The 23,520-nt window shown below is 67.6% G+C and carries 28 protein-coding genes; 14 read left to right on the top strand and 14 right to left on the bottom strand.

Features of this window, described 5'->3' with window-relative positions; all coding sequences use genetic code 11:
* The first annotated feature begins 4 nt into the window (after positions 1-4).
* From ACIA8G_RS21400 to ACIA8G_RS21385, 4 genes are all read left to right on the top strand, one after another.
* The gene (locus ACIA8G_RS21400) at positions 5-1,144 is read left to right on the top strand and encodes a sensor histidine kinase (protein WP_396420365.1); all 1,140 of its coding nucleotides are present in this window, start codon (positions 5-7) and stop codon (positions 1,142-1,144) included.
* A complete protein-coding gene (locus tag ACIA8G_RS21395) occupies positions 1,141-1,797 on the top strand; it encodes a response regulator (protein WP_396420364.1) in 657 nt (218 codons plus the stop codon). Before ACIA8G_RS21400 ends, ACIA8G_RS21395 begins: the two co-directional genes overlap by 4 nt.
* A 104-nt stretch (positions 1,798-1,901) precedes the next feature.
* The gene (locus ACIA8G_RS21390; RefSeq protein ID WP_396420362.1) at positions 1,902-3,104 is read left to right on the top strand and encodes an epoxide hydrolase family protein; all 1,203 of its coding nucleotides are present in this window, start codon (positions 1,902-1,904) and stop codon (positions 3,102-3,104) included.
* A gap of 13 nt (positions 3,105-3,117) precedes the next feature.
* Positions 3,118-4,389: an epoxide hydrolase family protein gene (locus ACIA8G_RS21385; RefSeq protein WP_396420361.1), complete on the top strand. Its 1,272-nt coding sequence runs from the start codon at positions 3,118-3,120 to the stop codon at positions 4,387-4,389.
* Here the strand turns inward: ACIA8G_RS21385 and ACIA8G_RS21380 are convergent.
* From ACIA8G_RS21380 to ACIA8G_RS21350, 7 genes are all read right to left on the bottom strand, one after another.
* A complete protein-coding gene (locus tag ACIA8G_RS21380; protein ID WP_396420360.1) occupies positions 4,384-5,046 on the bottom strand; it encodes a Type 1 glutamine amidotransferase-like domain-containing protein in 663 nt (220 codons plus the stop codon). The two genes, ACIA8G_RS21385 and ACIA8G_RS21380, sit on opposite strands and share 6 nt — an antisense overlap.
* A 96-nt stretch (positions 5,047-5,142) precedes the next feature.
* On the bottom strand, positions 5,143-6,099 hold the full coding sequence (locus tag ACIA8G_RS21375) for a GlxA family transcriptional regulator (RefSeq protein WP_396420359.1): 957 nt from the start codon (positions 6,097-6,099) through the stop codon (positions 5,143-5,145).
* A 57-nt stretch (positions 6,100-6,156) separates the two neighbouring features.
* On the bottom strand, positions 6,157-6,621 hold the full coding sequence (locus ACIA8G_RS21370; RefSeq protein ID WP_396420358.1) for a VOC family protein: 465 nt from the start codon (positions 6,619-6,621) through the stop codon (positions 6,157-6,159).
* 136 nt (positions 6,622-6,757) lie between these two features.
* A complete protein-coding gene (locus ACIA8G_RS21365) occupies positions 6,758-7,636 on the bottom strand; it encodes an alpha/beta fold hydrolase (RefSeq protein ID WP_396420357.1) in 879 nt (292 codons plus the stop codon).
* Between the two features lie 127 nt (positions 7,637-7,763).
* On the bottom strand, positions 7,764-8,045 hold the full coding sequence (locus tag ACIA8G_RS21360) for a hypothetical protein (protein WP_396420356.1): 282 nt from the start codon (positions 8,043-8,045) through the stop codon (positions 7,764-7,766).
* 38 nt (positions 8,046-8,083) lie between these two features.
* Positions 8,084-8,311, bottom strand: coding sequence for a lipocalin-like domain-containing protein (locus ACIA8G_RS21355; protein ID WP_396420354.1), 228 nt, complete (start codon positions 8,309-8,311; stop codon positions 8,084-8,086).
* A 19-nt stretch (positions 8,312-8,330) separates the two neighbouring features.
* Positions 8,331-9,311 carry an aldo/keto reductase gene (locus ACIA8G_RS21350; protein WP_396420353.1) on the bottom strand — a complete coding sequence of 327 codons (981 nt, stop codon included), beginning with the start codon at positions 9,309-9,311 and terminating at the stop codon, positions 8,331-8,333.
* Positions 9,312-9,420: 109 nt separating this feature from the next.
* On the opposite strand from ACIA8G_RS21350, the gene ACIA8G_RS21345 reads away from it, so the two are divergent.
* From ACIA8G_RS21345 to ACIA8G_RS21335, 3 genes are all read left to right on the top strand, one after another.
* A complete protein-coding gene (locus ACIA8G_RS21345; RefSeq protein ID WP_396420563.1) occupies positions 9,421-9,840 on the top strand; it encodes a MarR family winged helix-turn-helix transcriptional regulator in 420 nt (139 codons plus the stop codon).
* Positions 9,841-9,883: 43 nt separating this feature from the next.
* Positions 9,884-10,087, top strand: coding sequence for a hypothetical protein (locus ACIA8G_RS21340; RefSeq protein WP_396420352.1), 204 nt, complete (start codon positions 9,884-9,886; stop codon positions 10,085-10,087).
* Between the two features lie 155 nt (positions 10,088-10,242).
* Complete coding sequence (locus ACIA8G_RS21335) at positions 10,243-12,384, top strand: DEAD/DEAH box helicase (protein ID WP_396420350.1); 2,142 nt, start codon at positions 10,243-10,245, stop codon at positions 12,382-12,384.
* A 28-nt stretch (positions 12,385-12,412) separates the two neighbouring features.
* On the opposite strand, the gene ACIA8G_RS21330 is transcribed toward ACIA8G_RS21335, so the two are convergent.
* The gene (locus ACIA8G_RS21330) at positions 12,413-13,216 is read right to left on the bottom strand and encodes a PIG-L family deacetylase (RefSeq protein WP_396420348.1); all 804 of its coding nucleotides are present in this window, start codon (positions 13,214-13,216) and stop codon (positions 12,413-12,415) included.
* Positions 13,217-13,257: 41 nt separating this feature from the next.
* On the opposite strand from ACIA8G_RS21330, the gene ACIA8G_RS21325 reads away from it, so the two are divergent.
* The 3 genes from ACIA8G_RS21325 (at position 13,258) to ACIA8G_RS21315 (ending at position 15,224) form a co-directional block, all read left to right on the top strand.
* Positions 13,258-13,614, top strand: coding sequence for a hypothetical protein (locus tag ACIA8G_RS21325; RefSeq protein ID WP_396420347.1), 357 nt, complete (start codon positions 13,258-13,260; stop codon positions 13,612-13,614).
* A gap of 66 nt (positions 13,615-13,680) precedes the next feature.
* Positions 13,681-14,136, top strand: a complete 456-nt coding sequence (locus ACIA8G_RS21320; protein ID WP_396420346.1) for a hypothetical protein — start codon at positions 13,681-13,683, stop codon at positions 14,134-14,136.
* Complete coding sequence (locus ACIA8G_RS21315) at positions 14,136-15,224, top strand: DUF6545 domain-containing protein (RefSeq protein ID WP_396420345.1); 1,089 nt, start codon at positions 14,136-14,138, stop codon at positions 15,222-15,224. Before ACIA8G_RS21320 ends, ACIA8G_RS21315 begins: the two co-directional genes overlap by 1 nt.
* 111 nt (positions 15,225-15,335) lie before the next feature.
* Here ACIA8G_RS21315 and ACIA8G_RS21310 read toward each other — a convergent pair whose 3' ends face one another.
* Positions 15,336-16,049, bottom strand: coding sequence for a DUF4386 domain-containing protein (locus tag ACIA8G_RS21310; RefSeq protein WP_396420344.1), 714 nt, complete (start codon positions 16,047-16,049; stop codon positions 15,336-15,338).
* A gap of 88 nt (positions 16,050-16,137) precedes the next feature.
* On the opposite strand from ACIA8G_RS21310, the gene ACIA8G_RS21305 reads away from it, so the two are divergent.
* Positions 16,138-16,839 carry a TetR/AcrR family transcriptional regulator C-terminal domain-containing protein gene (locus ACIA8G_RS21305; protein ID WP_396420343.1) on the top strand — a complete coding sequence of 234 codons (702 nt, stop codon included), beginning with the start codon at positions 16,138-16,140 and terminating at the stop codon, positions 16,837-16,839.
* On the opposite strand, the gene ACIA8G_RS21300 is transcribed toward ACIA8G_RS21305, so the two are convergent.
* The 5 genes from ACIA8G_RS21300 to ACIA8G_RS21280 all read right to left on the bottom strand — a co-directional run bounded on the left by ACIA8G_RS21300 (position 16,840) and on the right by ACIA8G_RS21280 (position 19,823).
* Positions 16,840-17,817 carry a hypothetical protein gene (locus ACIA8G_RS21300; RefSeq protein ID WP_396420342.1) on the bottom strand — a complete coding sequence of 326 codons (978 nt, stop codon included), beginning with the start codon at positions 17,815-17,817 and terminating at the stop codon, positions 16,840-16,842.
* Between the two features lie 116 nt (positions 17,818-17,933).
* Positions 17,934-18,434, bottom strand: coding sequence for a hypothetical protein (locus ACIA8G_RS21295; protein ID WP_396420341.1), 501 nt, complete (start codon positions 18,432-18,434; stop codon positions 17,934-17,936).
* Entirely contained in the window at positions 18,419-18,991 is a 573-nt protein-coding gene (locus ACIA8G_RS21290; protein ID WP_396420340.1) for a hypothetical protein, read from the bottom strand. The genes ACIA8G_RS21295 and ACIA8G_RS21290 overlap by 16 nt, the downstream gene beginning before the upstream one ends.
* 41 nt (positions 18,992-19,032) lie before the next feature.
* The gene (locus ACIA8G_RS21285; RefSeq protein ID WP_396420339.1) at positions 19,033-19,344 is read right to left on the bottom strand and encodes a winged helix-turn-helix domain-containing protein; all 312 of its coding nucleotides are present in this window, start codon (positions 19,342-19,344) and stop codon (positions 19,033-19,035) included.
* Entirely contained in the window at positions 19,341-19,823 is a 483-nt protein-coding gene (locus ACIA8G_RS21280; protein WP_396420337.1) for a hypothetical protein, read from the bottom strand. The genes ACIA8G_RS21285 and ACIA8G_RS21280 overlap by 4 nt, the downstream gene beginning before the upstream one ends.
* 123 nt (positions 19,824-19,946) lie before the next feature.
* On the opposite strand from ACIA8G_RS21280, the gene ACIA8G_RS21275 reads away from it, so the two are divergent.
* The 3 genes from ACIA8G_RS21275 (at position 19,947) to ACIA8G_RS21265 (ending at position 22,987) form a co-directional block, all read left to right on the top strand.
* Positions 19,947-20,930 (top strand): ADP-ribosylglycohydrolase family protein, encoded by a 984-nt coding sequence (locus ACIA8G_RS21275; RefSeq protein ID WP_396420336.1) that lies wholly within the window; start codon positions 19,947-19,949, stop codon positions 20,928-20,930.
* Between the two features lie 78 nt (positions 20,931-21,008).
* On the top strand, positions 21,009-22,214 hold the full coding sequence (locus ACIA8G_RS21270) for a hypothetical protein (RefSeq protein WP_396420335.1): 1,206 nt from the start codon (positions 21,009-21,011) through the stop codon (positions 22,212-22,214).
* 152 nt (positions 22,215-22,366) lie between these two features.
* The gene (locus ACIA8G_RS21265) at positions 22,367-22,987 is read left to right on the top strand and encodes a hypothetical protein (protein WP_396420334.1); all 621 of its coding nucleotides are present in this window, start codon (positions 22,367-22,369) and stop codon (positions 22,985-22,987) included.
* Positions 22,988-23,520: the final 533 nt, after the last annotated feature.

Genomic DNA, 23,520 nt, shown 5'->3' with positions numbered 1-23,520 from the left:
AGCCGTGGTCACTGTCTGGCGCTCCATCTGGCGTGAGCCTCGGCCTGCTGACGCCCCACCCATCGGTCGGCTCGACTGGCTGCTGGTGGGCGTAGTCGCGGCCGCCGCCTTGGTCGAGGGCATCGTTCGGCCGGGCTTGGCCTGGCAACCCCTGGTGACGGTGCTCGCCCTCGCGCTGGTGCCTGCCCTGCTCTGGCGGCGGGGGCGCCCCCTGATGGCCGCACTGATCGGGTGGGGCGTGGCCGGGCTGCTCTCGGTCCTCCAGCTGACTGCGCACGCCGGGGACCTCGGCCTCTACGCCACGATGGCCGTCCTGATCCTGCTCTACTCCCTGGTGCGGTGGGGCTCGGGACGGGAGATGGTCTTGGGGACTGCGTTCGTGGCAGTCGTTGTCGCGCTGGGGATGTACGCCTCCTCCGCGGGCTTGGCCGACGTTTTCGGCGGGTGCGTTCTCTTGCTGTTGTTCGTCGCCCTCGCGGCGGTGTTCCGCTACCGCGCGGATCTCTGGCATCGCCAGCAGCGCGAGATCCGCAATCAGGAGCGGGTGGCGCTGGCGCGCGAGTTGCACGACACGGTGGCCCACCACGTCTCGGCCATCGCGGTGCAGGCGCAGGCCGGTGGTGTGGTCGCCGGTATCCAGCCCGAGAAGGCCGCCGAGTTCCTGGCCGTGATCGAGTCTGAAGCGTCGCGAACCCTGGCGGAGATGAGATCCGTGGTGCGGGTGCTGCGTGAGGAGGAAGCCGTCGCCTACTCACCGCAGCCGGGTGTGGCGGACCTGCCTGCTCTGGCGCGCGCCGGCGCGACGCCCACCGTCGAGGTCTCGCTGGACGGTTCGTTGACTCGGCTGGCACGACCCGTGGACACCGCGCTCTATCGGCTCGCGCAGGAGTCGCTGACCAACGCCGTACGGCACGCCCGGAGCGCGACCCGCGTCGGGATCGACGTACGCCGGGAGGGCGACGCCGTCAGGCTGCGTGTCAGCGACGATGGGCAGACCGAGCCGGGGCCGGTCCCGGAGCCCGGGTTCGGCCTGCTGGGCATGGCCGAACGCGCCCAGCTCCTCGGCGGATCGCTCTCCGCGGGGCCGGGGCCAGAGGGTGGCTGGGTGGTCGAGGCCGTGCTGCCGGTGGAGGCGTTGGGATGAGCATCCGTGTTGTCGTGGCCGACGACCAGGACTTGGTCCGGATCGGGCTGGTGACGATCCTCGGCGCGCAACCCGACATCGAGATCGTGGGGGAGGCAGCAGACGGGCTCGCGGCGCTCGACCTGGCGACCCGGCTGCGTCCCGATGTCCTCCTCGTCGACATCCGGATGCCCGGACTCGACGGCGTCGAGGTGACGCGGCGCCTTGCCGGGCCGGACGTGACGGACCCGATGGCGGTCGTCGTGATCACCACCTTCGACCTCGACGAGTACGTCCTCGGCGCCCTGCGCGCCGGCGCCCGCGGCTTCCTGCTCAAAGACGCCGGTCCGGCGCTCCTCGTGCAGGCCATCCACGCGGCGGCCAACGGGGACGCGCTGATCGCCCCCAGCGTCACCAGCCGGCTGCTGGCGACCTTCGCTGACCAGGCGCCGGTGGCACCGGTCCAGCCCATCGACCCGCTCACCGAGCGCGAGGAGGAGGTGCTCGCGCTGGTGGCACGGGGCCGGACCAACGCCGAGATCGCCACCGAGCTCTTCGTCGGCTTGAGCACGGTCAAGTTCCACGTCGCATCGTTGATGACCAAGCTCGGCGCACGCAACCGCGTCGAGATCGCGATGTGGGCCTACGACACCAGACGCTTGAGGGCCAATTAGTCCCTGGTGTCGCACAGACCAGGGGTTCTCACGGGCGCGACCCGCGGGTGGACATCGCCACGCTGACAGGTGTCCGAATTCCCTCATGAAAGGCAGGGCGTGACATGACCACGCTCGAGCAGCAAGCCGACCATGCGATCCGGCCCTTCGCCGTGCGCTTCCGCCGGGAGGCGATCGACCAGTTGCGCCGCCGTCTGGAGGCGACACGCTGGCCGACCCGGGAACTGGTCGGCGACCGCTCGCAGGGGGTGCAGCTGGCCACGATGCGGGCTCTGCACCGTTACTGGGAAAACGAGTACGACCTGCGACGAGTCGAGTCCCGGCTCAACGCGCTGCCGCAGTTCACGACCGAGATCGACGGCGTGAAGATCCACTTCGTGCACGTCAGGTCCAAGCATCCGGACGCGCTGCCGCTGATCATGACCCATGGCTGGCCGGGGTCGGTCATCGAGATGCTCGACTCCGTCGGGCCGCTGACCGATCCGACCGCACATGGCGGTGTCGCAACGGATGCGTTCCACCTCGTGCTGCCGTCCCTTCCCGGGTACGGCTTCTCGGCGGAGCCGGCCGAGGTCGGGTGGGACCTCGTCCGCACCGCTCGAGCGTGGGCGGAGCTGATGCGCCGGCTCGGCTACGACCGCTACGTGGCCCAGGGTGGCGACGTCGGGGCCGGCGTCACCGATGCGATCGGCCGGCTGGGGCCGCAGGGGCTGGCCGGTATCCACACCAACCTGCTCGTGCCCGCGCTCAACGACCCCTCGTCGCTGCCGAACGACACCGAGGAGGAACGTGCGGCGCTCGCCGCGATCAAGGAGTTCCAGACCACCGGCAACGGCTACTTCGTGGAGATGGCCACCCGGCCGCAGACCATCGGGTACGCGCTGCTGGACTCACCGTCCGCGCTCGCCGCCTGGATGATCGACCACGACACCGACGCCTACTACAAGATCGCCGGCGCGTTCGTCGACGGCAAGCCGTCCGGCAACCTCACCCGCGACCACGTTCTCGACAACATCACCGCCTACTGGCTGACCGGCACCGGCGCGTCCACCTCCCGAAGCTATTGGGAGGCATACGGAGCCGATGCTCCCAGTGCTGGCAGCCCACCACTTCCGGCGCCGCGGGTGCCGGTCGGTTTCAGCACGTTCCCCGGCGAGATCTGGCGGACTCCGCGCAGCTGGGCCGAAGTGTCGTACCCCACGCTCAGCTATTTCGGGGTCGCGGCACGGGGCGGTCACTTCGCCGCCTGGGAAGAGCCGGAGCTGTTCGCAGCCGAGGTTCGAGCCGCGTTCCGAGCACTGCGATAGGAAGGGGAGAACGATGTCTGGACCCACAAGGCGACAGCTGCTGCAGGGCGGAATCGCCGCCGGCCTCTCCGTCGCGGTGACGAGTGCGCTCGGCGAATCCCCGGCGCATGCGTCGCGGGACGGGATCCGTCCGTTCCGGGTCGCGGTCCCGAACCGGCAGTTGGCCGATCTGCGCGGCCGGGTCGCCGCGACGCGCTGGCCTTCACGCGAACTCGTCGACGACCGGACGCAGGGCGTGCAACTCGCGGCCGCGCAAGCGCTCGCCCGCTTCTGGACCACCCGGTACGACTGGCGCCGGTTCGAGGCGAAGATCAACGCGCTCCCGCAGTTCACGACCGAGATCGACGGCGTCGACATCCACTTCATCCACGTGCGCTCACGGCACGCCGGTGCGCTGCCGCTCATCATGACCCACGGCTGGCCAGGCTCCATCGTGGAGCTGCTCGAGACCATCGGGCCGCTCACGAATCCGACCGTGTACGGCGGCACGGCTGCCGATGCGTTCCACCTCGTGCTGCCGTCGATTCCCGGCTACGGCTTCTCCGGCCAGCCGACCGGGCTCGGCTGGGAGACGAGCCGGACCGCGCGCGCCTGGGCCGAGCTGATGCGCCGCCTCGGCTACACCCGCTACGTCGCCCAGGGCGGCGACGTCGGCGCCGCCGTCACCGACAACTTGGGCCGGTTGGCACCTGCGGGGCTCCTCGGCATCCACCTGAATCTGTTGGTCCCGGCATTGCGCAACGCCACCGTCCTGCCGAAGAACACCGATGAGGAGAAGGCCGCGGACGCCGCGCTCAAAGTGTTCGGCACCACGGGTAACGGCTACCTGGTCGAGCAGTCCACCCGGCCAGAAACGATCGGGTACGCGTTGCTGGACTCTCCCGTCGCTCTGGCGGCGTGGATGCTCGACCACGACACCGACAGCTATCACAAGATCGCCCGCGTCTTCCTGGGCGAGGCACCGGCGGGCAACCTCACCAGGGAGCACATCCTCGACAACATCTCGTTGTACTGGCTCACCGGCACCGGTGTCTCGGCTGCCCGCGCGTATTGGGAGAGCGCTCACGCCGGGGGAGGGAGCATGCCGCCGGTGACCGTCCCGGTCGCCTTCAGCGCCTTTCCCGGCGAGATCTTCCAGGCTCCGCGCAGCTGGGCGCAGTTCTCGTACCCGACGCTCTCCTACTACCACCAGCCGGTCCGGGGCGGACACTTCGCCGCCTGGGAGGAGCCGGGCCTGTTCACCGCCGAGCTGCGCGCCGCTTTCCGTTCTCTGCGCGCGCTATGACCCGAACTTTGTCCATCGCCCCTCGGAGATCACCTCGACGGACCCGTCGACGACCTTGATGGCTGTCTGTTCGTCGACGGCGTAGGCCGGGCCGCCGATTTCGGCGGCCCACCGCTCTGCGTCGGCGAGGGTGTTCGTGGGGAAGGCGTCCAGGTGCGGGAAGATCGAGAAGTCGACGACTCCCAGGGTGCGGTCGTCCGGCGCGGAAGGCCATTCGACGAAGTACGAACCGATCCGGGGCGTCATCACCATGCTTCCGGCACTCACTCCGACCCAGACCTTGTCGGGCAGCGAAGGCAGTAGATCGGCCAGCCCGGACTCGCGCATCCAGTGGCACAGGTACGTCGCGTCGCCGCCGTCGACCAGGAGCACGTCCGCCTCCTGGACCCAGGGAACCCATCGCCGCACGCCGACGGTGGGCAGCGCGGTGAGCTCGAGGACACCGAGCGACGCCCAGCCCAGGCCGGAGAAATGCCGCCACGCGGGCTCGGCGGCCACGAATCCTCGCACCGATGCCGGACCGCACATCGGGTGACCCCACATGGCTGTCGGAACGCAGAGGGCGTGGCACTCGGAGATCGGCTTGCCGAGAAGCTGCACGAGCGCCGCGTGGATGCTCGGGTTCGTCACGCCACCTGACGTGAGCAAGAGCTTCACAGGTGCCTCCAAATCGCGCACGGAAGGTGAACGTCTCTGAAGACCATGAAGCGAGCTGGGATTCATCGCGGTTCGCGCGTCAGATTGCCGGAGCCGTCATCTGTTGCGCAGGGCCGAGGTGGTCTTGCCGGTGCGGTCGCGAAGGAGCAATCGCAGGGTGTTGGGGTGTTCGTAGCCGACCTTCCGCGAGATGGTGTTCAGGGACAGATCGGTGGTGCGCAGCAGGTGCGCGGCGCGTTCGACTCTCAGGTCCTGGACGAATCGGATCGGGGACGTCCCGATGGCGCGCTGCACGCAGCGCTGCAGGGTCCGTTCGCTGACGCCGATCGCTTTGGCCGCGTCGGGCAGGCTGATGGTCTGGTCCAGGTGTGCGCGGATCCAGCGTTCGAAGGCCGCGACGGTGGGATTGCTTTGGGCCAGGGCGCTGGGGATGGTGTACGCCGACTGCGCCGGACGCTCGTCGATCACGAGGTAGCGGGCCACCAGGTCGGCCAGTGCGGGGCTGCTCGCCCGGACGATCGCCAGCGCGAGGTCGACGTGCCCGAAAGCCGCGCCGGCGGTGGTGATGCCACCGCAGGTGATGACCATCTGACTGTGATCCAGGTCGACCTGCGGATACCTCGCCCGGAAGCTCGGCGACAGCCACCACGTCGTCGTGGCACGCACTCCGTCCAGGATTCCCGCTTCAGCCAACAGGAACGTACCTCCGCACGCCGACGCGATGGCCGTGCCACGTGCATGCGTTCGCGCGATGAGGTCGCGAACGGGAAGGGACACATCGCCGCTGACGTGGTCGAGCAGAGCCTCCGGGCTGCTTCCGGCAAGTGCCGGAACCACCAGCAGATCCGCTGTCCGCGCATGCTCGAGCGGCTCGGGCGCGATGACGAGTCCCGCCCCGGTCCGCACCTGTGAGGTGGCGCCGACCATCGTCACGGTCCAGGTGGGCGGTTCGTGGATCTGCTCGCCCAGTGCGTTGGCGTTGTCCAGCACGTCGAGGACCGCCGCGAGTCCGGAGTCGAACACCCCGTCGTAGACGACGACCGCTACCTGCATGGCGAGACCGCTGCTTTCATGTCGTTTCCTGCAGGTGGCCTCGCCGCATCCGTGGTGTCAGACCCGGCCGGGGCGTCGCGTCGTTACCTCCTGGACCAGCCACGTGTTGCTGTCAGGATCGTTGAAGGAGAAGAACGATCCGTAGCTGGTGCGCTCCGGGTCCGGGCCGGGTTGCCGCGCCTCGACGGGGAACGGCGGGCCGTGCCAGACATCGCTCACCTCGATGTCGCGGCTGACGAGGTTCTTGTGGGCGGCTTCGATGTCGGGGACGGTCAGCGTCGCCTCCGCCGAGCCGGGTGCGGCCGTGGTGATTCCGATGCCGAGCGTGATCGAGCACGCGGAGCCCGGTGGCGTGAACTGGACGATGCGGAGGCCGTCCATCGGAGCGACGTCGTCGTCGAGCCGCCAGCCAAGGCGTTCGTAGAACTGCTTGGATCGATCGACGTCGGCGACAGGGATGATGTCGACCTCGAGGTGCATCTCGCCCTCACCGATCAGACCGCGTGCCGCGGGGGAGCTCATGTCCGCTCTCCTTCCGGGTTGACCTTCGGTCCAGTTTGGACACTCGGTGTGTTCATCGTGTCCCTGTTCGCGCCCGCTTGCCACGACCGGCAAGCTCACAGGTGGGAGGACGAACCTCTCACCGCTCCAAGGGGCACTACTCGTCCAGGAAGGGCAGCAGGTGACTGAGCAGGAGCTCGGGAGCTTCCTCGGCGACCCAGTGTCCGCACGGCATCACGACGCCGGTCACATCGTCGGCGTACTTTCGAACCTGCTCTGGGACGAGGTCGCCGAGTGCGCCTTCTGCGCCGACGGCCAGCACCGGCATCGTCAGCGTCGTGCCGCGGTTGCGGATCGTGTCCTGGACGTCACGAGGGAACGTCGTGAAGTACTCGTAGGACGCGTGCAGGTAGCCGGGACGTCGCAGAGACTGCGCGTACTCGGCCAACGCCTGGTCGTCGACTCCGCCCTTCACCTGTTCCATCCAGCCCACGAAGCCTTCGATCCAGATGTCTTCGCGTCCGGCGACGATCTTTTCCTGCAGCCCGTTGTCGAGCGTGAAGAATCCGAAGTTCCACAAGCCGGGTCCGGCTTCGGTCAACGCGGGCAACTGGTATGCCGTCTCGTCGACCAGAGGAGCCTCCAGCAGCGCCAGACGCCGTGTCGAGCTTCGATGAGCGGCCGCGTAGGCGTAGGCGACCATGGTCCCGATGTCGTGTCCGACAACGTTGACCTCTTCTTCGAGCCCGAGCGAAACCAGCAACTGGTGTACATCGTCCGCGAGGGCGGCCTTGTCGTATCCGCTCTCGGGGGCGTCCGAGCCGCCCGAACCGCGGAGGTCAGGCGCGATCACGGTGTACCGCTCCGCGAGCGCCGGCATGATTTTCCGCCAGGAGTACCAGGTCTGGGGATATCCGTGAATCAGGACGACCGTGGGGCCGGTGCCGCCTACGGCGTAGTTGACCGCGATTCCGTTGACATGACTCGTCTTCTCAACGAATCCGTCAGGGATCTTTGACGCGGTGAGCAGCGGCATTGCTTACTCCTCAAGTGACCCGTTCAGTCGGGACAGTAGGGTTTCTGATCTTCGACGCACGCTGCCGCGCCTATTGATATTCGGTCATTCCTCATATCCGCGCCGCTGTGTTCGGTGTGAGGAAAATCTAGACCGTCAGGTGGAAACGCATCAGTGGCGAAACCGCCAGGAACGATAGTGATTCCGACATGGACGGATCCTTGGCTACCGCGCCTCTCCAGAACTGTGCCGGGAGTGGTCGCGCGTGCGCATCAGGAACACCGCGACGCCCGACCGGGACGGTGTCCGAGAATCCGGCGGCGGTCGCGGCCTGCATCGCCCCGTACGACGGCAGCACCCGCAGGAGGTCGCTGTCCGCGGCCGGGTTGGGGATCGGGTTCTGCAACGTGACGTCGACGATGCTGATCATGACGATCAGGAACGGGTCCTGAAACAGGTGCGGAACACCTACCTGCCCCCGGCCACGGCGCTGCCCTCGCACAACACGCCGGCGGCCAACCGGTGCAGTTCGTCGAACCGCTCGATGTCGAACGCCAGGTGCGAGATCACCAGCACCGAGCGGCCACGATCGCGCAGCCGCGTCGCGAGGTCCCAGAACCGCAGGAAAACCAGCGCCACCCCGAACTCGTCGCCCTGCCCGGTGGCCAGGTGGGCGTGGAAGTACCACCACTCCAAACCGCAGTCGAGATGCGGCTCAGTTGTCGACGCGGCCCATGAGCTGTTCGGGATAACGAAGACCGGCCGCGGCACCGGGCGGAAGAGCTGCTTCGAGCTCGGCCAGCTGGTGTGCGGTGAGCTCGATGTCGGCGGCCGCCGAGTTCTCCTCCAGGTAGCTCACGCGCTTGGTGCCGGGGATGGGGACGATGTCGTCGCCCTGGTGCAGCAGCCAGGCCAGCGCGAGCTGGGTGGCCGTGATGCCGGCTTCGGTGGCCATGGCGCGAACCTGGTCTGCCAGACGCAGGTTCTGCTGGAGGTTCTCACCCTGGAACCGGGGGTCGTACCGGCGGTAGTCGTCCTCGGCGAGCGTGGTGACGTCCTTGATCGCGCCGGAGAGGAACCCGCGGCCGACCGGCGAGTACGGCACTATCGCGATCCCGAGCTCGCGGGCAGTGGGCAGGATCTTCGCCTCAAGACCGCGCTCCCACAGCGAGTACTCACTCTGCAGCGCTGCGATGGGATGCACCGCGTGCGCACGCCGAAGGGTGTCGGCGTTGACCTCCGAAAGGCCGATGTGCCGGATCTTGCCCGCCGCGACGAGCTCGGCCAGCCCGCCGACGGTGTCCTCGATCGGCACCTCCGGGTTGCGCCGGTGCAGGTAGTACAGATCGAGGTGGTCAAGGCCGAGCCGGGCAAGGGAGGCGTCGACGGCCTTCTTGGCGTACTGCGGCGTGGAGTCGACGGTGAAGTTGCCTTCATGCAGCCGCGAGCCGAACTTGGTGGCGACCACAGCCTCGTCGCGCCGCCCGGCAAGTGCCCGGCCGAGCAGCTGCTCGTTGTGCCCGGCGCCGTAGATGTCGGCGGTGTCGAGCAGGGTGACCCCCAGGTCGAGGGCGCGACGAATCGTGACGATGGAGTCGTCGTCGTTGGTGGCTCCGTAGAACTCGGACATGCCCATCAGTCCGAGGCCGACGGCGGAGACCGCGGGTCCGTTGGTGCCGAGCGTGCGCTGCTTCATGACGACTCCTGATCGACGGTGCGTGTGCTCATGGAAGAAGCTTATGGTCCATAACCATTATGGTCAACCATTGTGATTGTTAGCTGGTTCACGTAGGCTTCGGCCCGTGATGTCTGCGGATGATCCTTTGTCCTCTGAGGTGATCACGCTCTTCGCGTCGATCACCGACCGCTACACCCGCGAGTACGAGTCTGCCGCGGCCCACCACGGCATCACGTCACAGCAGGTGAAGGCCCTCCTGATCCTGGACAAGGCCGCACTGCCCATGCGCCGCCTCGCCGAGCGCCTCGGCGCCGAACCGTCCAACCTGACCGCCGTGGTGGACCGGCTGCAGGCTCGCGGACTCGTCGAGCGGCAAGCCGATCCGAACGACCGGCGGGTCAAGCTCCTGGTCACCACGGACGCCGGCACGGCCGCGGCCGCGGATCTCCGCGAGCGTCTGCGGTTTGCTCGCGACCCCCTCGCCGTCCTCAATGCGGACCAGCGGCGGGACCTGCGTGATCTGCTGCGCATGATGGTCGACTCCTGAGGCGTGATCCACGGTCTTCCGCGCTCCGGACACTCCGTCCACTGTGGTCGATCAGCGCCATCTTCTTGTTGCACTTGAGGGCTTGCTCAAGCAGGTCGAACAGCAGATCGAGGATCTGCGGCAGAAGGGCGCCCTGACCCCCGCCGAGCAGGCAATCCTTCGAGCGGCAGAGAACCTGGCGAAGCAGCTGGAAGCGCGCATCGACGAGATCGGCGAGGAGATCGATAAGGAGTGCGACGAGCTATAGCGCACGAGCCAAGCAGCTCGCCGCGCATCTGTTCGTGTCTTCACCGTCCGTGAGGTCTGCGGGTGGACCGGCGGCGGCCCGATCACGGTGTGGCCGCGCCGCTGGAAGTCAGGTCTGGTTTAGGTAGTCTCGGACCGCCTGACGGAAGGACACGGGTGGACGACTCGTCGAAGGTCGGTAGGCATGCTCGCGCGGTGCTGGCCGCCGCGAAGGCGTTCCGCGCCGAAGCAGCTGGGGTGCGCGCGGAACCGGATCGGTTGCTCGCGCTCGCCGCCGCGCAGTACCAGGCGGTCCGGGATTCGCTGGTGGCCGAACAGCTTCGGGCCATGCCGGTGGACAAGCTCCGGGACACGAAGGCGAACTTGCGGCTGAGCAAGCTGAAGGCCGCCGGGTACCGGACCGTCGCCGACATCATCAAGGCGCGCCCGGAACAGCTCGACGGCGTGCCCGGAGTCGGCAGGCAGTCCGCTGAGCAGATCGTGCGTGTCGCCCGCGCTGTCGTTGACGGCGTCGCGCGTGACACGACTGTCCGGCTGAACCCCGACCGCGCTGACCGCGCGCAGACCGAGCTGCTGCAGCTGATGTCCAAGCTGCGCAGGGCGAATCAGCTCGTCGGTCCGCTGCGCGAGCCGCTCGGGGACGTGCTGGGCAGGGTCGACGCTGATGTGCGCGCCGCTTCTCGTGCCTGGAGCCGGGTGCGGATGTTCTTCTCGTTGCGGAAGAACCGGCAGGCGGCCATCGATTCGCTTGACCGGCTCGAGGCCCTGCTGGCCAGTCGTGACGTGGCGGCGTTGCGGGCGGTGGGCGCGCAGTTGCGCGTGCCGGATCTGGATCATCGTGCGCTGTGGCGCGACTACGAGCTCGACGCGGCCGCTTACAACACGCTGCTCGCGGACCTCGCTGGTGCGGACGCGATTCCGGATCGCAGTGCCGCCAAGGGTTTCGTCCCGGCCGACATCGAGCACGAGGTCGACGCGACCACACTGGACACCAGCCTGCTGAAGGTGTCGCTGCGCGGCTATCAGGTGTTCGGCGCCAAGTTCGCGCTGGCTCGCAAACGCGTCATCATCGGCGACGAGATGGGGCTGGGCAAGACGATCGAGGCCATCGCGGTGATGGCCAGCCTCGCCGCCGGTGGGCGGCGTGGGTTCCTGGTTGTGTGTCCGGCGAGCGTCGTCGTCAACTGGGTCAACGAGATCGCCAGGCACAGCGACCTCGTGCCGCACCGAATGCACGGCGCGGGTCGTGACGGCGCGGTCGGCACGTGGTTGGCGCAAGGGGGCGTCGGCGTGACGACGTTCGGCACGTTGCCGAAACTGGTGCTGCCGAAGAGGTTTCGCCCGGCGCTGGTCGTGGTCGACGAGGCGCACTACGTGAAGAACCCTGACACGCAGCGCTCGCAGGCGGTCAACACTATCGTGCAGCGTGCGGAGCGGGCGGTGCTGCTCACCGGCACGCCGATGGAGAACCGCGTCGAGGAGTTCCGCAACCTGGTGGCCTATCTCCAGCCGAGCGTCGCGGCACGCACGGGCGCCACCGACGCCGTGGTGGGAGCGAAGGCTTTCCGTCGCGTTGTCGCACCGGTGTACCTCCGGCGCAACCAGGAGGACGTGCTGGGGGAGTTGCCGGAGCTGCTGGAGATGGAGGACTGGGTCGAGTTCGGCAAGCAGGACCGAGGTGCGTACCGGGACGCGGTGCGCGCGGGGAACCTGATGGCGATGCGGCGCGCCGCCTACGCGCCGGGGACGCCCCGCGGCTCGGCGAAGCTGGAGCGGCTGCTGGAGATCATCGAGGAGTCGCGGGACAACGGCTGGAAGGTCGTGGTGTTCTCGTACTTCCACGACGTGCTGGACGCGGTCGCGGACCACGTCGAAGTCTTCGGTCCCTTGACCGGCGCGACGTCGGCGCAGGGCCGTCAGCAAATGGTGGACGCGTTCACGGCGTGCGAGGACCACGCGGTGCTGGTGGCCCAGATCGAGGCGGGAGGCGTGGGCCTCAACATCCAGGCCGCATCGGTGGTGATCATCGCCGAGCCGCAGTGGAAGCCGAGCACGGAGGACCAGGCGATCGCCCGTTGTCACCGGATGGGCCAGGTTCGCAAGGTCCACGTGCACCGGTTGCTGGTCAAGGACAGCGTGGACGCGCGGGTGCAGGAGATCCGCGACCACAAGACCCTGCTGTTCGACCACTACGCGCGCGAAAGCGACACGAAGCACTCGCACGCGAGCGCGCTGGACTCAGCGGTGTCGGTGGAGCAGCGCGTGGTGCAGGCCGAGCAGCAGCGTCTTGGTCTCTAGGGCCTGGACACCCACATCGTTCAACGCCTCACCCGTGCGACCCGAGCCCGGCGAAGAGGTCGGTTTCCGGGACAGGTGATCCCGTGGTGTCCCGTGCCCGGATGTAGTCCTCGACGCCGAAGACCTCGGCGAACTCGGCCGGTGGCAGCCGGCCCGCGATCGACGAGTCGAGCTGCGAGGCGTGGCAGTGCAGCGCGGCGCGCTTCCGGTCTACGACCGTGCGGGTGTCGATGGTCGTGGTGATGCGCCGGTCGACGTCATCGAGTCCGGTGGGCATGTCGCGGTGGATTCCGACCGAGGCAGCCACCCGGATCAGGCGCTCCCAGTACGCACGGCCGTGTGCCTTGAAATAGAGCTTGGCCGCCACTCCGGACAGGTCGAACGCCGCCGAAGCGACTCGTGCGGCGTGCAGGTGGTCACGGTGCTGCGCCGTGTTCTCGGCGTCGTAGGTCACCACGACCTGCGGCTCGTAGTGCTCGATCAGCCTCGCCACCTGGTCGGCGGCCGCGGACACCGGCACGTCCACGAAGGCGCCGGGAGGCTTCTCCCACGCCGCGATGCCCGAGTCGTGGTACCCGAGCAGTTCGACGTCGGTCACGCCGAGGACGCGGCACGCCGCCTGCAACTCGCCGAGCCGGTGCGATGCGACCCGTGCGGGGTCATGTGCCGGTGTGAACGGCTTGGCGCCGTCCGGTGCATCGCCGAGCTCGCCGTTCGTGCAGGTCACGAGCACGATTCGGGTGCCGAGCGAGGCGTAGTGGGCGAGGATGCCGCCGGTGGACGTCGACTCGTCGTCGGGATGGGCGTGAACTGCGAGCAGTGTTCGGGTCATGGTGTCCAGTACAGTGGATGGTTGATGGACGGGGGTGTGAGATGGGTGAGTGGCTGGCCGCCACGATCCGGCGTCTCCTCGAAGAGAAGTACGGCGGCAACGTGCCGGGTGTCCGGCGCATCTCCGCGGACATCAAGGCGGTGTGCGATGGGCAGACGATCTCACACGGCCACATCCACAACATCCTCTCCGGCGAGGCCGACAACCTGACCGACCGCACGAGAGCGTTGCTGGCCAAGTTCTTCGGCAAGCCGCTCACCGCGTTCCACCCGCCGCGCGACGAGGACGAGAACGAGAACGAGACGGTGCAGGCGCTCGCCGCGCGGTTCGCGACGCTCGACGCCAGGCAGGTGGCTGCCATCAAACAGGCCATCGAGATCGTCACCCGAGACAAGTAAAGATCGCTAACCTGGGGGCTGGAAGTGACTCGGCGCTGCCCGGATTCGGGTCGACTGGAGCGTGTCATGGGCTGGCGGCAATCGGACGGCGTGATCGACGAGCTGATTGCACTGCTGCCACCGCTGCCTGATCCGTGGGACGTGTCCGTCCTGTGCGACCGGCTGGCCGAGCAACGCGGCCGCCCGTTGCTGCTGCACTCGATCGATCTGCCCGCTCTGCCGTTCGGGCTCTGGTACGACGACGGTGAACGCGACCACGTGCTGCACCGCTCCGGTGTCCAGGGCTATCACCGCGACCACGTCGTGCTGCACGAGCTCTGCCACTTGCTGGCGCGGCACAACACCATGCGCACCTTCACCTTCGAGGACCTGGTGGAGAACGCCGCCCGCAACCGGTTCGACGCCAGGCAGGAGGAGGTCGCGGAGATGTTCGCGTCGCGGGTGCTCAGGATGGTCGGGCAGCGACCGGGGCCGATGGGCGAGGTCGAACGGCGGGCCAGCATGGTGTTCGGCGCGGTCTGATGTTCGAGGAGATCTCCCGGACGGTCATCCTGACCGTCGTCTGGATCGTGCTGGTGCTGCGCACGCCCGCGATGCTGCGCGACCGCCGGCAGCGCAGGTTGTGGCTGGTGCTCGCGGTCTTCGCGATGGGGTCGATCACGATCCAGTCGTGGTTCGGCCGCTGGGTCAACGAGATCACCGGTGTCGCGCAGTTCAACAACCTGGTGCAGGGCCTCTCCGGGATCCTGAACGCCGCCGCCGTGCTGGAGTTCGTCGCGTACCTGGTGGGGATCAGGAGCTGGAGGTTCCGCGTAGGCGCCGCGGTCGCCGTCGCGGCGGGCATGTCGCTCACGTTCGCGTTGACGCCTGCCGCCCAGCGGTTCAAGCCCCCGGTGGGCTTCACGTCGTTCACCGTCTACTCACTGCTCGCGCTGGTCTACATGGTGACCGCGGCCGGTTTCGCCGCCTACCTGCTGTTCCGCCACCTCCCGCAGATCCGCGGCCGGACCCTGTTCGCTGGCCTGCTGATGGTCGCGGTCGGCCACTCGACGCAGGTTCCGTTCATGCTGATCCGCACCTGGCAGCGGCTGATCCCCGGCATCCCGCAGTGGTTGCTGGACACGGCGTTCGTGCTGGGCACCGTCCGGTTCATCCTGGTGCCGCTCGGCTGTTGCATCGCCGCGATGGAACCCGTCCGGCAAGCCGCGCTCTTCTACTACCGCCGGGTGCGGCTCTACGGGTTGTGGCGCAGGCTGCGCGACGCCACCGAGTCGCTGGCGCTGGAACCGCCGCCGTCGCGCTGGCAGGACCTGCTGACGTTCGGGCGTTCGTGGGAACGCCTGCACCGCCGCGTCGTGGAGATCCGCGACAGCGCCTTCTACCTGCACGACAGTTGGGCGTCGCCGGAGCTGCTGCGCGAGGCTCGTGGCTCGACGCACCCGGTCGCGCACTGGCTGGCGATCACCCGGCGGGAGGCGGTGGACGGTGCGCCGCAGCGGCACGCCGCGGTCGGCACCGACCTGCTGCCGGAGCTGAAGGCGTCGCAGTCGACCATGCGCGAGGAGATGCGGTACCTGGTGGCGCTCGACCGCGCCATGCGCGTCCACTGAACCGTCCACTCGGCGTCTAGTCGGTTTGACGCCAACTGATACTGTGGTCCACATGTCTACTGGAGTGGACGGCCGTTTCGAGTGGCAGGGAGCCGCGTCGGTGGCGGCTGGTCAACTGCTCGGCGAAGTACGTGCCGGAGTGCGCGCGGTCGAGGGTGCATCGTGCAGTGCCTGGCGGCGGACACCGCGGACGAGCAGGTAGCCGATCATCCAGAACTCGCCGATGGTCGCGGGAACGACGAGAACGTCGGCGACCACCGGTACGCCGGGGGCGAGGTATTTGACGAACGTGCTGAGCACGTAGCCGACGCCGCCGACGACGAGGATCCAGCCGAGGGCGCGCGGCATCCAGCCCGAGCGGAGCACGCACTGGCCCATGGGGATGAGCCACAGGCCGAAGGACAGCCCTCCCACGCCCCACATGTCGCCGCTGACCAGGTACAGCAGTTGGACGGTGGCCGCCGCGTCCCCGACCGGGACGAGCGCGACCTGGACCGCCGTGGCCAGCAGCGCCGCGCTGACGAGGATCGCGACCGCGTTGACGAGGCCGAACACGGCGATGCCGCCGGCGGCGAGCGAGTCCGCGGTGCGGAACAGGCGGTAGAACCACACGGCCGCGAGGGCCTGGGTGACGACGATGAGCAGTTCGAAGGCGACGCCGGCGCGGGCGAGCGATTCGTGCTCGACCAGGTTGGCCAGCGTCGTGCCGGGGTCGCCGGCCGCGAAGAGTTGCGACCGGATCAGCAGGAAACCGACTAAGCCCGTGATGGCGAGGCCGAGGTAGAGCAGCCCGGTCGTGCGTGCGGTACGGATCAGCGCGTGCATGGTGGCTCCCTTGGAGGCCGTACCGGCCCGTGATGATGATCGAATCCGACCACGATTCTTACGGCGTAAGGTGACCATACAATGTAAGGTGAGCGCAAGAGTTGGGAGCCAGGTGGTAGCGAAGGCGTCTCGGAAGCCGCTCAGCCGCGAGCGCGTGCTGGCGGCGGCGATCGCCCTGGTCGATGCGCAGGGGATTCAGGCGCTGACGATGCGCCGCCTCGCCAGTGATCTCAACGTCGAGGCCATGTCGCTCTACTACCACCTGCCCGACAAAGAGGCCCTGCTCGACGGCGTCGTCGAGACCGTGATCGCCGAGGTCGGCAGCCTGGACCCGAACAGCGGTGACGAAGACTGGCGAACTCGGCTGCGGCAGCAGTTCCTCGCGGCGCGTCAGGTCATGCTGCGCCACCCGTGGGTTCCAGCGCTGCTGGGCTCGCGCCGGACCATCCCGGCCAGCGTGTACGGCTACTACGACGGGATCGTAGGCACCCTCGTCGGTGCCGGGTTCTCTTACCACCTCGCGCACCGGGCGCTGCACGCGTTCGGCAGCATGCCGCTCGGGTTCGCGCAGGAGATCTTCAGTCCGGAGTCGGCCGGCGGGAGCATGGAGGACGATGCCGCGGAGGAGGACCTGGCCGCGATGGCCGAGGCCCTCCCGCACCTGACCGCCATGGTGGCAGCCGAGGTCCACGACAGCACCGACCCCGCGCTCGGGTGGTGCGACAGTCAGATCGAGTTCGAGTTCACCCTCGACCTGCTTCTCGACGGGCTCGAACGCCTGCGCGGCTAGTCAGATGGCGCGTGCGATGGCGATGTTCCCCGTAAGCCGGGAACCGGCTTCGTAGATCATGTACTCGCGACCTTGGTACGTGCCGAACGAAGGCGCTGCCGTCCTGCCGTTGTCGGGTGACCCGGACAACGAGTCGTGGAAGACGCCGAGGTGGACGCGTTTCGAGAAGTCGGCGCCGACCTCGGTGATCATGATGTTGCCGCCGCTGCCGATGTCCGTGTTGTAGACGACGTACACGCTGTTGTTGCGGAACAACAGATGCGGTCCGCCGATGTCGGAGGCGCCCACGTCGGTGTGCCGGACGAGCGGGGTCTGCGAGAACGTCCAGTCCCGTGCGTTCGCCGACCAGCCCCAGCCGATGTCGCGGTGGTTGCTGGAGTTGTTGATCATAAAGACCATGATGTAGCGCGCGTTGCGGGACGGCAGGTTGTGCTGGAACACGCGGGCGTACGACGTTTCGGTTGTGCCTGAAGGCTGTTGGCCGACCGTGAGCACCGTCTTCTCGTAGCTGAAATTGATCCCGTCCGCCGAACTGGCCAGTCGGGTCGTGGTGTTCTCGCCGTGGAAGTAGAGGTACATCCGGTTGACGTCCGTGTTCCACATGGCGTGCGGCGACGAGACGTGGGAGACCGAGTACTGGCCGGGCCAGTTCCGGGAGATGATCGGATTGTTCGGATACTCGATGAACTCCTGCTCGAGGGAGTTCGCGTACGCGAGGCAGATTCCGCCGGGCGCGTCATGTGGCGCGTAATAGAGGTAATACGCACCAAGGGCGTTGGGGATCCTGCCGGCGGTGCCGCGGATGCACGGAAAGATCAGCTCGTTCGTCGGGTTGTAACGGAGCTTGCTCTTCACCAGTGCCAGCCGCAGATATCGGTAGTCGGGAAATCCGGCAGGTGCGGCCATGGCCTCCCCTGCGCTCGCCCCGAGCACAGCAGCCGCAGTGCCGATCAGCAGTTGGCGGCGATTCACGACCATGGGTTGCTCCTTCATCGTCGAAGAGATCCCAGGGGAGGACGGTAAACAGTGTTGGCGGCGAAAAACAAGGATGTAATACGTATTATCAGCTGCAGGTCAGACCAGAGCAGGGTTTGTCACATCGTTGTTGTCGACCACGAGATCCGCACGCGAGGACGGTCCTCGACATCGGCGGACCCGCCGTCGCGCACGGCCATCCGCGCCACGGACACCTCGAAGTCGACGGCGAGGAAGATCGAGAAATCCCAGTTGTGCACGAGTTCGTCGCGGTGCAGGAAGATTCCGTCCACGATCAGGATCGACTCGGCGGGAACCACTTCCAGCGGGTCGTCGATCGGCAGGTCGGTTTGGACGTCGTGGATCGCGCGCCGGAAGAGCCGGCCGGATCCTTCGCGGCACTGGTGGAAGTCGTCGACCGACGCGCGGACGACTTGGCGGCCACGCTCTCTGAGCACGTGCGCGAGTTCGTCTGCGAAGACCGTCTTGCCGGCACCGTCCACACCGTCCACAGCGATCCGGTGGGCGCCTCCCGGCTTGGGTGAGGGGATGGCGTCTGCGACCTGGTCGAGCAGGCGGGCACGGCTCGACGCCCCGCGGGCGGTCAGGCCCTGGTCCACAGGGTGATGTCGCTGCTCGTCGCCACCACGAGCGTCACCCCGGACGGCGAGAACCCAGCCGCACGCAGTTCCGAGTAGCGCGAATGGAGGATGTGCCACCAGGTCTCGCCGTGTTCCCCACCGCGGTAAGGACTTCCGGTGGACAACAGCACCCGCTCGTTCGGCCAGTCCGGGCTGGCGACGTCCACCGACCAACCCTCGGTGCCGGTGTGCAGGCCGCCGCCGGCCAGCCCGGCCATCGGCACGCGACGGTGCGCGATCGGGCCGATCCCTTGGCACGTCAGGTCGTTGTCGTCCGGCCAACCCGAATCCTGCTCGCGGTCGCGGGCCAGGCGCTCGCCGGTGACGGTGTCGAACAGCCCGAGTCCGCGGGTTGACGCCACCAGCAGCAGGTCGCGGCCGCTGTCGGTGGCGAATCCCACTGCGAGCAGCCCGCCGATTGCGACCACGTGGGAGTCGGCTGGGCGCCACGGTGGGGGCGCCGGCACCGTTGGCGCGGCCAGAAACCGTGCCCGCAGGCCCAATTGGTAGTCGGCAAGCGAGAGATCCTCCGGCATCCGGCGAGTATGCCGGACCATCGGCCACGTCCGGAGGTTCGTCAGCTGGGCAGGACCGAGGTGCCGGCGCGGGCCACGATCTCCTGCAGGGCGGCCACGTGCTGTTCGAACGCGGCACGTCCGACGCTGTTGAGCCGGGCCGAGGTGCGTGGCCGCTTGCCGACGAAACCCTTGCCGATTTCGATGTATCCGGCTTCTTCCAGCGTGGTCAGCTGTTTGGACAGTGCCGAGTCCGACAGGCCGATGCTGTCCCGGATGAACTTGAACTCCGACCACTCGGTGGCCGCGAGCAGCGCCACGATGGACAACCTGGTCGGCGCGTGGATGAGCTCGTCGAACCGCGGCTTGATCATCGGAGGCCGCCCAGGCGCTTGGCCACCATGATTCGCCGCAGCAACCGGCTCAGCATTGGGCCGCCGACGACCATCACGACGCCACCCAGGAGTACGCCCCAGATCGCCGGATGGGCGATTCCGTTGGCGTCCAGTACGAACGCGGTCGGCAGGGCGACTGCCAGGACCACTGCCACGAAGCCGAGGATCGCCAGGACGCCTACCGGGCTGAGCATGTTGCCGCGCGGCTGGGCTCGCCGCAGTGCACCGGCCATGACCCAACCGGTGGCAGTCAGGACACCGATCACGAAACCAACGGTACCGAGGCCGATCGCCAGTGGCAGACGCGTGTCGACCGCCACCACCAGGCCGACCTGCAGTCCGGCGATGGCCCACCAGTACCACCAGGGGATGATCGTCAGTTCGATCACTTGTTCCCGGCGCTGATCGATCTCGGCAAGTGCTTGAGCCGCATCGTCGGGTCGCAAGGCGTCTGTCATCGTGTCCCTCCCCGCTAGTACTTTCCTGATGGGAAAGTAGCAGGAAGCTTTCCTAGTGGGCAAGTACTTTCCCTCGGGCGGAAACCCGGGACCGGGCGTGGCCGGCGACAGTAGGGTTGGGCCGTGGACCGAATCGCGGGATCGTTGTACGGGTTGGCTTTCGGGGACGCGCTCGGTCGGCCGACGGAGTTTCTGACCGTCGCGGAGATCGATCGGGAGTTCGGTCCCGCCGGGCCGGACGATCTGGTGGGTGATCCCGCCATGGTCACCGATGACACGCAGATGGCGCTTGCGGTCGCGTGGGCGCTGCACGGCGTCGACCGGTACACCGCTGACGTGCTTGAGCCGCGGTTGCGGGAGCGGTTCGTGGCTTGGGCGCACAGTCCTGAGAACAACCGCGCGCCTGGGATGACGTGTCTGCGCGCGTGTGGCGGACTGGCGGAGGGCGCACCGTGGGTGGAGGCGACCATCTCGGGATCCAAGGGATGCGGCGCGAACATGCGGGTGACTCCGGTGGGTTTGGTGCCTGGGCTTGACCTGGACGTGCTTGCCGGGGTGTCGCAACTCCAGGCCGCGATGACCCACGGCCATCCCACGGCGCTGGCCGCGTCCGAGCTCACCGCCTACGCAACGCGACTCCTGGTCGACGGCGTCGATCTGGCCGACGTGCCCGCCGCGCTGCTGGCTCGCTGCGCTGAACGGCGCTCGATCTACCTGGAGGAGTGGCTGGGATCCCTGTGGCAGATGCCGGGGGCGACCACGCCCGCTGACTTCATCGCCCGAGGCTGGGATGACTGCGTCGCGATCCTCGAACGGTTGGTGGCTGCTCTCGCCCTGCCTGACGACGGTCTGGACGCATGCCTTGCCACCGGCGAGAGCTGGATCGCCGAGGAGGCGCTGGCGACCGGTCTGTACTGCGCGATCCGGCACGCGGACGACCCGGTGCGAAGCCTGGTGCGGGCCGCTCGGACCAGCGGCGACTCCGATTCGATCGCCGCGCTGGCCGGAGCGTTCGTCGGCGCTGCACACGGTCTGGCTGCGTGGCCGGCGGACTGGGTCGAACGCATCGAGTACGCGGACCACCTGTCCGCGCTGACCAAGGCTTAGGCCGGTCGGGGGACACCGACCGAAATCAGATAACCGACCAGCGGCGATCCGCGATGGCCCCCGTACGAGGGAGGCCCGATGTCACGTCGCCCGATGATCCGCCCGCACCTCCGCCGCAGGCGCGCGGAGCAGCCACCCAAACCGGCCCGCTTCAAGCGCGTCACCACCTGGATCGGCATCACCCTGGCCACGGGGCTGATCGGCGCAGCGGTCACGTTCGGCGTCGACTACCTCAAGAAGCAGCAGTCCGAGCAGAGTCCGCTGGACGTCCACATCAGCACCAGCGACGAACGACCCAGCAGCTACTCCGTGGTTGTCACGGGTGAGCTCTCTGCCGGCATCCGCGACGCGAAGGACTGCGACGACCTGTGGAAGGTCGCCAAGGCGGCCGGCGCCATCACCGCCGGGAACTTCGGACCACGAGTGGTGTTGCAGGGCAAGGCGACGGACGGCGTGACGGTGATCGACATGCGCGCCAAGATCACCAAACGGCAGCCCGCGGCCGACGGTGCGCTGCTCGAGTGCCCGCCTGGGGGTGGCGCCGAGCCCATCGAGCTCCTGTTCGATCTCACCGGCGGCGACACCGGTGTGGCGAAGGGGCCCGAGGACGAGAACCGGTTCGGCAAAGGCTTTGTGATCAACGTGGCGCAGAAGGAGTCGGTGCCGCTCAACATCACGTGGTCTCTGCCGAACGACAGCATCGAGTGGTACATCGAGGCGGACGCGCTCGTGGGTGGCGAGAAGCGCACGATCATCATCGACAACAGCGGCAAGCCGTTCTACAGCCCAGGCAACAGGAAAGCCCACGAGTACCGCGAGGGACACATGCGCGGGGTCGCCTACAACGACTGGGGCGTCGACACCACGGCCCGTCGCGAGGGCGACCGGTTGCGGGTGGGGACGGTCAGCCTGCCCTACGTCGAGGGCATGGACGCCTACCAGCCACCCGAGCAAGGTCGCTGGATCCGCAAGGACGGACGCAGGATCGTCACGATCAGTCAGGGCGACGTACCACCGGCGGAGCCGGTCAACGACCACGGCCGATGCGTGTTGGGCAACGAGGACAGGGCCGACGCCACCGAGGTTCGGACGACCGTGCCGCAGGTCAGCACGCGCAACGGCAAGCAGTTCACGACCGTCACCACGACCTACCTGTGCGGCACGCAGCGCCACAGCCGCACGGCCATGTCGGTGGACGACCTGGTGATCTTCTATCAGGGTAACGAGTTGAACGCGCAGGACGCCTCGCTGGCTGCACGGTTGCTGAACGAGGCCCAGCTCTGAAGATCCACCCCGGTGTCCACTGTGGAGGCGGGTGACACCATCGTTACCCGGCCACGAAAAGATCTTGAATGAGCCGGGCAACCGGCTCTGTCTCATGGCGTCTCCTGAGGGTAAGCAACTGGGGATCTGCTTTCTTCTGGGGGAATTGAGTCATGTTCAAACGAGCCTTATTCGTCATGCCCGCGCTCGGGTTCGGTCTGGCTGCGATCGTCGGTTGTTCGACCGTCGCACCCGCGCCGGGCGCCATCTCGACGAGCACCTCGTCGCCGGCGTCATCCAGTGCCGTTGTGGAGAAGCCCGTGACGCCGGAACCGGTTGTGAAGGAGCCGTGCGCGCCGGCCAAGGACATCCAGATCGACATCGCGGGCGCGCCGTCGGTGGTGACGCCGGGCAAGCCGGTCGAGGTCGAGGTGACCTTGTGCAACAACACGCCGGTGGCCTATCCGGAGGTCGGCGTGGTGTTCGGCATCTCGCGCTGCACCTGTGCGCCTGGGCCGTTGCACATGAGCCGGGGCACCGCGCAGTGGTTCGACACGGCCAGTGGCACCTGGGTCGACCTGAAGCAGCCCGCGGTCGGCACCGGCATGGACTACGTCTCCACGTTCACCAACCAGCAGCCGTTGCCGAAGGGCAAGTCGCTGAAGGTGCGGTACCGCTTCACCCTCGACCGGAGCATGGGCGCCGGTGAAGGCGGCATTCTGGCTGCCGCTGTGGTGCCGGCCGGACTTTCCTTGCTCGGGCAGGAAAAAGTGCCGTTCGAGGTGAAGCCCTGAAGCCCTAGCGCGGCTCCTGGACCAACAACGCGGATCGCCCGCCAGACCTGACTGTTCAGGTGTGGCGGGCGATCTTCGTTCTTGGTCCAGGAGCCGCCGGGCCGTGTGGGATCTTTCACTTGTGGGCTTGACACTGACGAACGGATGGTGTGATTGCTCCGTTCGGAGCCTGTGGTGTGTGGTTGGCGTTAGCTACGGTACCGGTGCGTACGCCGGGTAGCGCGACCATCACCTGGGGTGATCGTGCTCGGTGTGTTCTGGGGGCTAGTGATCATGTGTGTTCTGTGTGCCAAGACGCCGTCAGCGCGTCCTGTTGTCCTTCGCCGGTTACCGGCAACTTCCTGTAACCCGCTCACATTCTGATCCGCGCAGTCCTGCGCGGATTTTCTTGGTTGTTCCGTCACCAGCACGCCTGGCGCACGCCGTTTCGGCTTGATGCGCCGTCGTGCCGATGACGGATGTCCCTGTCGGTGTCGTGCCGGTGTGTGTTGTTCCTTCAGTTCACGGGAGTGTGGATGAGTCTGTCTGCTGTC

Origin of the sequence: Lentzea sp. NPDC051213, assembly GCF_044455585.1 — a bacterium.
Taxonomy (GTDB): domain Bacteria; phylum Actinomycetota; class Actinomycetes; order Mycobacteriales; family Pseudonocardiaceae; genus Lentzea.
Note: the sequence above shows the minus strand (reverse complement) of the source record. Positions and strands in the feature narration are given on the sequence as shown.

Coding starts and splice junctions, on each gene's coding strand:
- ACIA8G_RS21395 (WP_396420364.1), top strand. CDS start 1,141: ATGAGCATCCGTGTTGTCGTGGCCGACGACCAGGACTTGGTCCGGATC.
- ACIA8G_RS21390 (WP_396420362.1), top strand. CDS start 1,902: ATGACCACGCTCGAGCAGCAAGCCGACCATGCGATCCGGCCCTTCGCC.
- ACIA8G_RS21385 (WP_396420361.1), top strand. CDS start 3,118: ATGTCTGGACCCACAAGGCGACAGCTGCTGCAGGGCGGAATCGCCGCC.
- ACIA8G_RS21375 (WP_396420359.1), bottom strand. CDS start 6,099: ATGCAGGTAGCGGTCGTCGTCTACGACGGGGTGTTCGACTCCGGACTC.
- ACIA8G_RS21370 (WP_396420358.1), bottom strand. CDS start 6,621: ATGAGCTCCCCCGCGGCACGCGGTCTGATCGGTGAGGGCGAGATGCAC.
- ACIA8G_RS21365 (WP_396420357.1), bottom strand. CDS start 7,636: ATGCCGCTGCTCACCGCGTCAAAGATCCCTGACGGATTCGTTGAGAAG.
- ACIA8G_RS21360 (WP_396420356.1), bottom strand. CDS start 8,045: ATGATCAGCATCGTCGACGTCACGTTGCAGAACCCGATCCCCAACCCG.
- ACIA8G_RS21350 (WP_396420353.1), bottom strand. CDS start 9,311: ATGAAGCAGCGCACGCTCGGCACCAACGGACCCGCGGTCTCCGCCGTC.
- ACIA8G_RS21345 (WP_396420563.1), top strand. CDS start 9,421: ATGTCTGCGGATGATCCTTTGTCCTCTGAGGTGATCACGCTCTTCGCG.
- ACIA8G_RS21330 (WP_396420348.1), bottom strand. CDS start 13,216: ATGACCCGAACACTGCTCGCAGTTCACGCCCATCCCGACGACGAGTCG.
- ACIA8G_RS21325 (WP_396420347.1), top strand. CDS start 13,258: ATGGGTGAGTGGCTGGCCGCCACGATCCGGCGTCTCCTCGAAGAGAAG.
- ACIA8G_RS21320 (WP_396420346.1), top strand. CDS start 13,681: ATGGGCTGGCGGCAATCGGACGGCGTGATCGACGAGCTGATTGCACTG.
- ACIA8G_RS21315 (WP_396420345.1), top strand. CDS start 14,136: ATGTTCGAGGAGATCTCCCGGACGGTCATCCTGACCGTCGTCTGGATC.
- ACIA8G_RS21310 (WP_396420344.1), bottom strand. CDS start 16,049: ATGCACGCGCTGATCCGTACCGCACGCACGACCGGGCTGCTCTACCTC.
- ACIA8G_RS21300 (WP_396420342.1), bottom strand. CDS start 17,817: ATGGTCGTGAATCGCCGCCAACTGCTGATCGGCACTGCGGCTGCTGTG.
- ACIA8G_RS21290 (WP_396420340.1), bottom strand. CDS start 18,991: ATGCCGGAGGATCTCTCGCTTGCCGACTACCAATTGGGCCTGCGGGCA.
- ACIA8G_RS21285 (WP_396420339.1), bottom strand. CDS start 19,344: ATGATCAAGCCGCGGTTCGACGAGCTCATCCACGCGCCGACCAGGTTG.
- ACIA8G_RS21280 (WP_396420337.1), bottom strand. CDS start 19,823: ATGACAGACGCCTTGCGACCCGACGATGCGGCTCAAGCACTTGCCGAG.
- ACIA8G_RS21270 (WP_396420335.1), top strand. CDS start 21,009: ATGTCACGTCGCCCGATGATCCGCCCGCACCTCCGCCGCAGGCGCGCG.
- ACIA8G_RS21265 (WP_396420334.1), top strand. CDS start 22,367: ATGTTCAAACGAGCCTTATTCGTCATGCCCGCGCTCGGGTTCGGTCTG.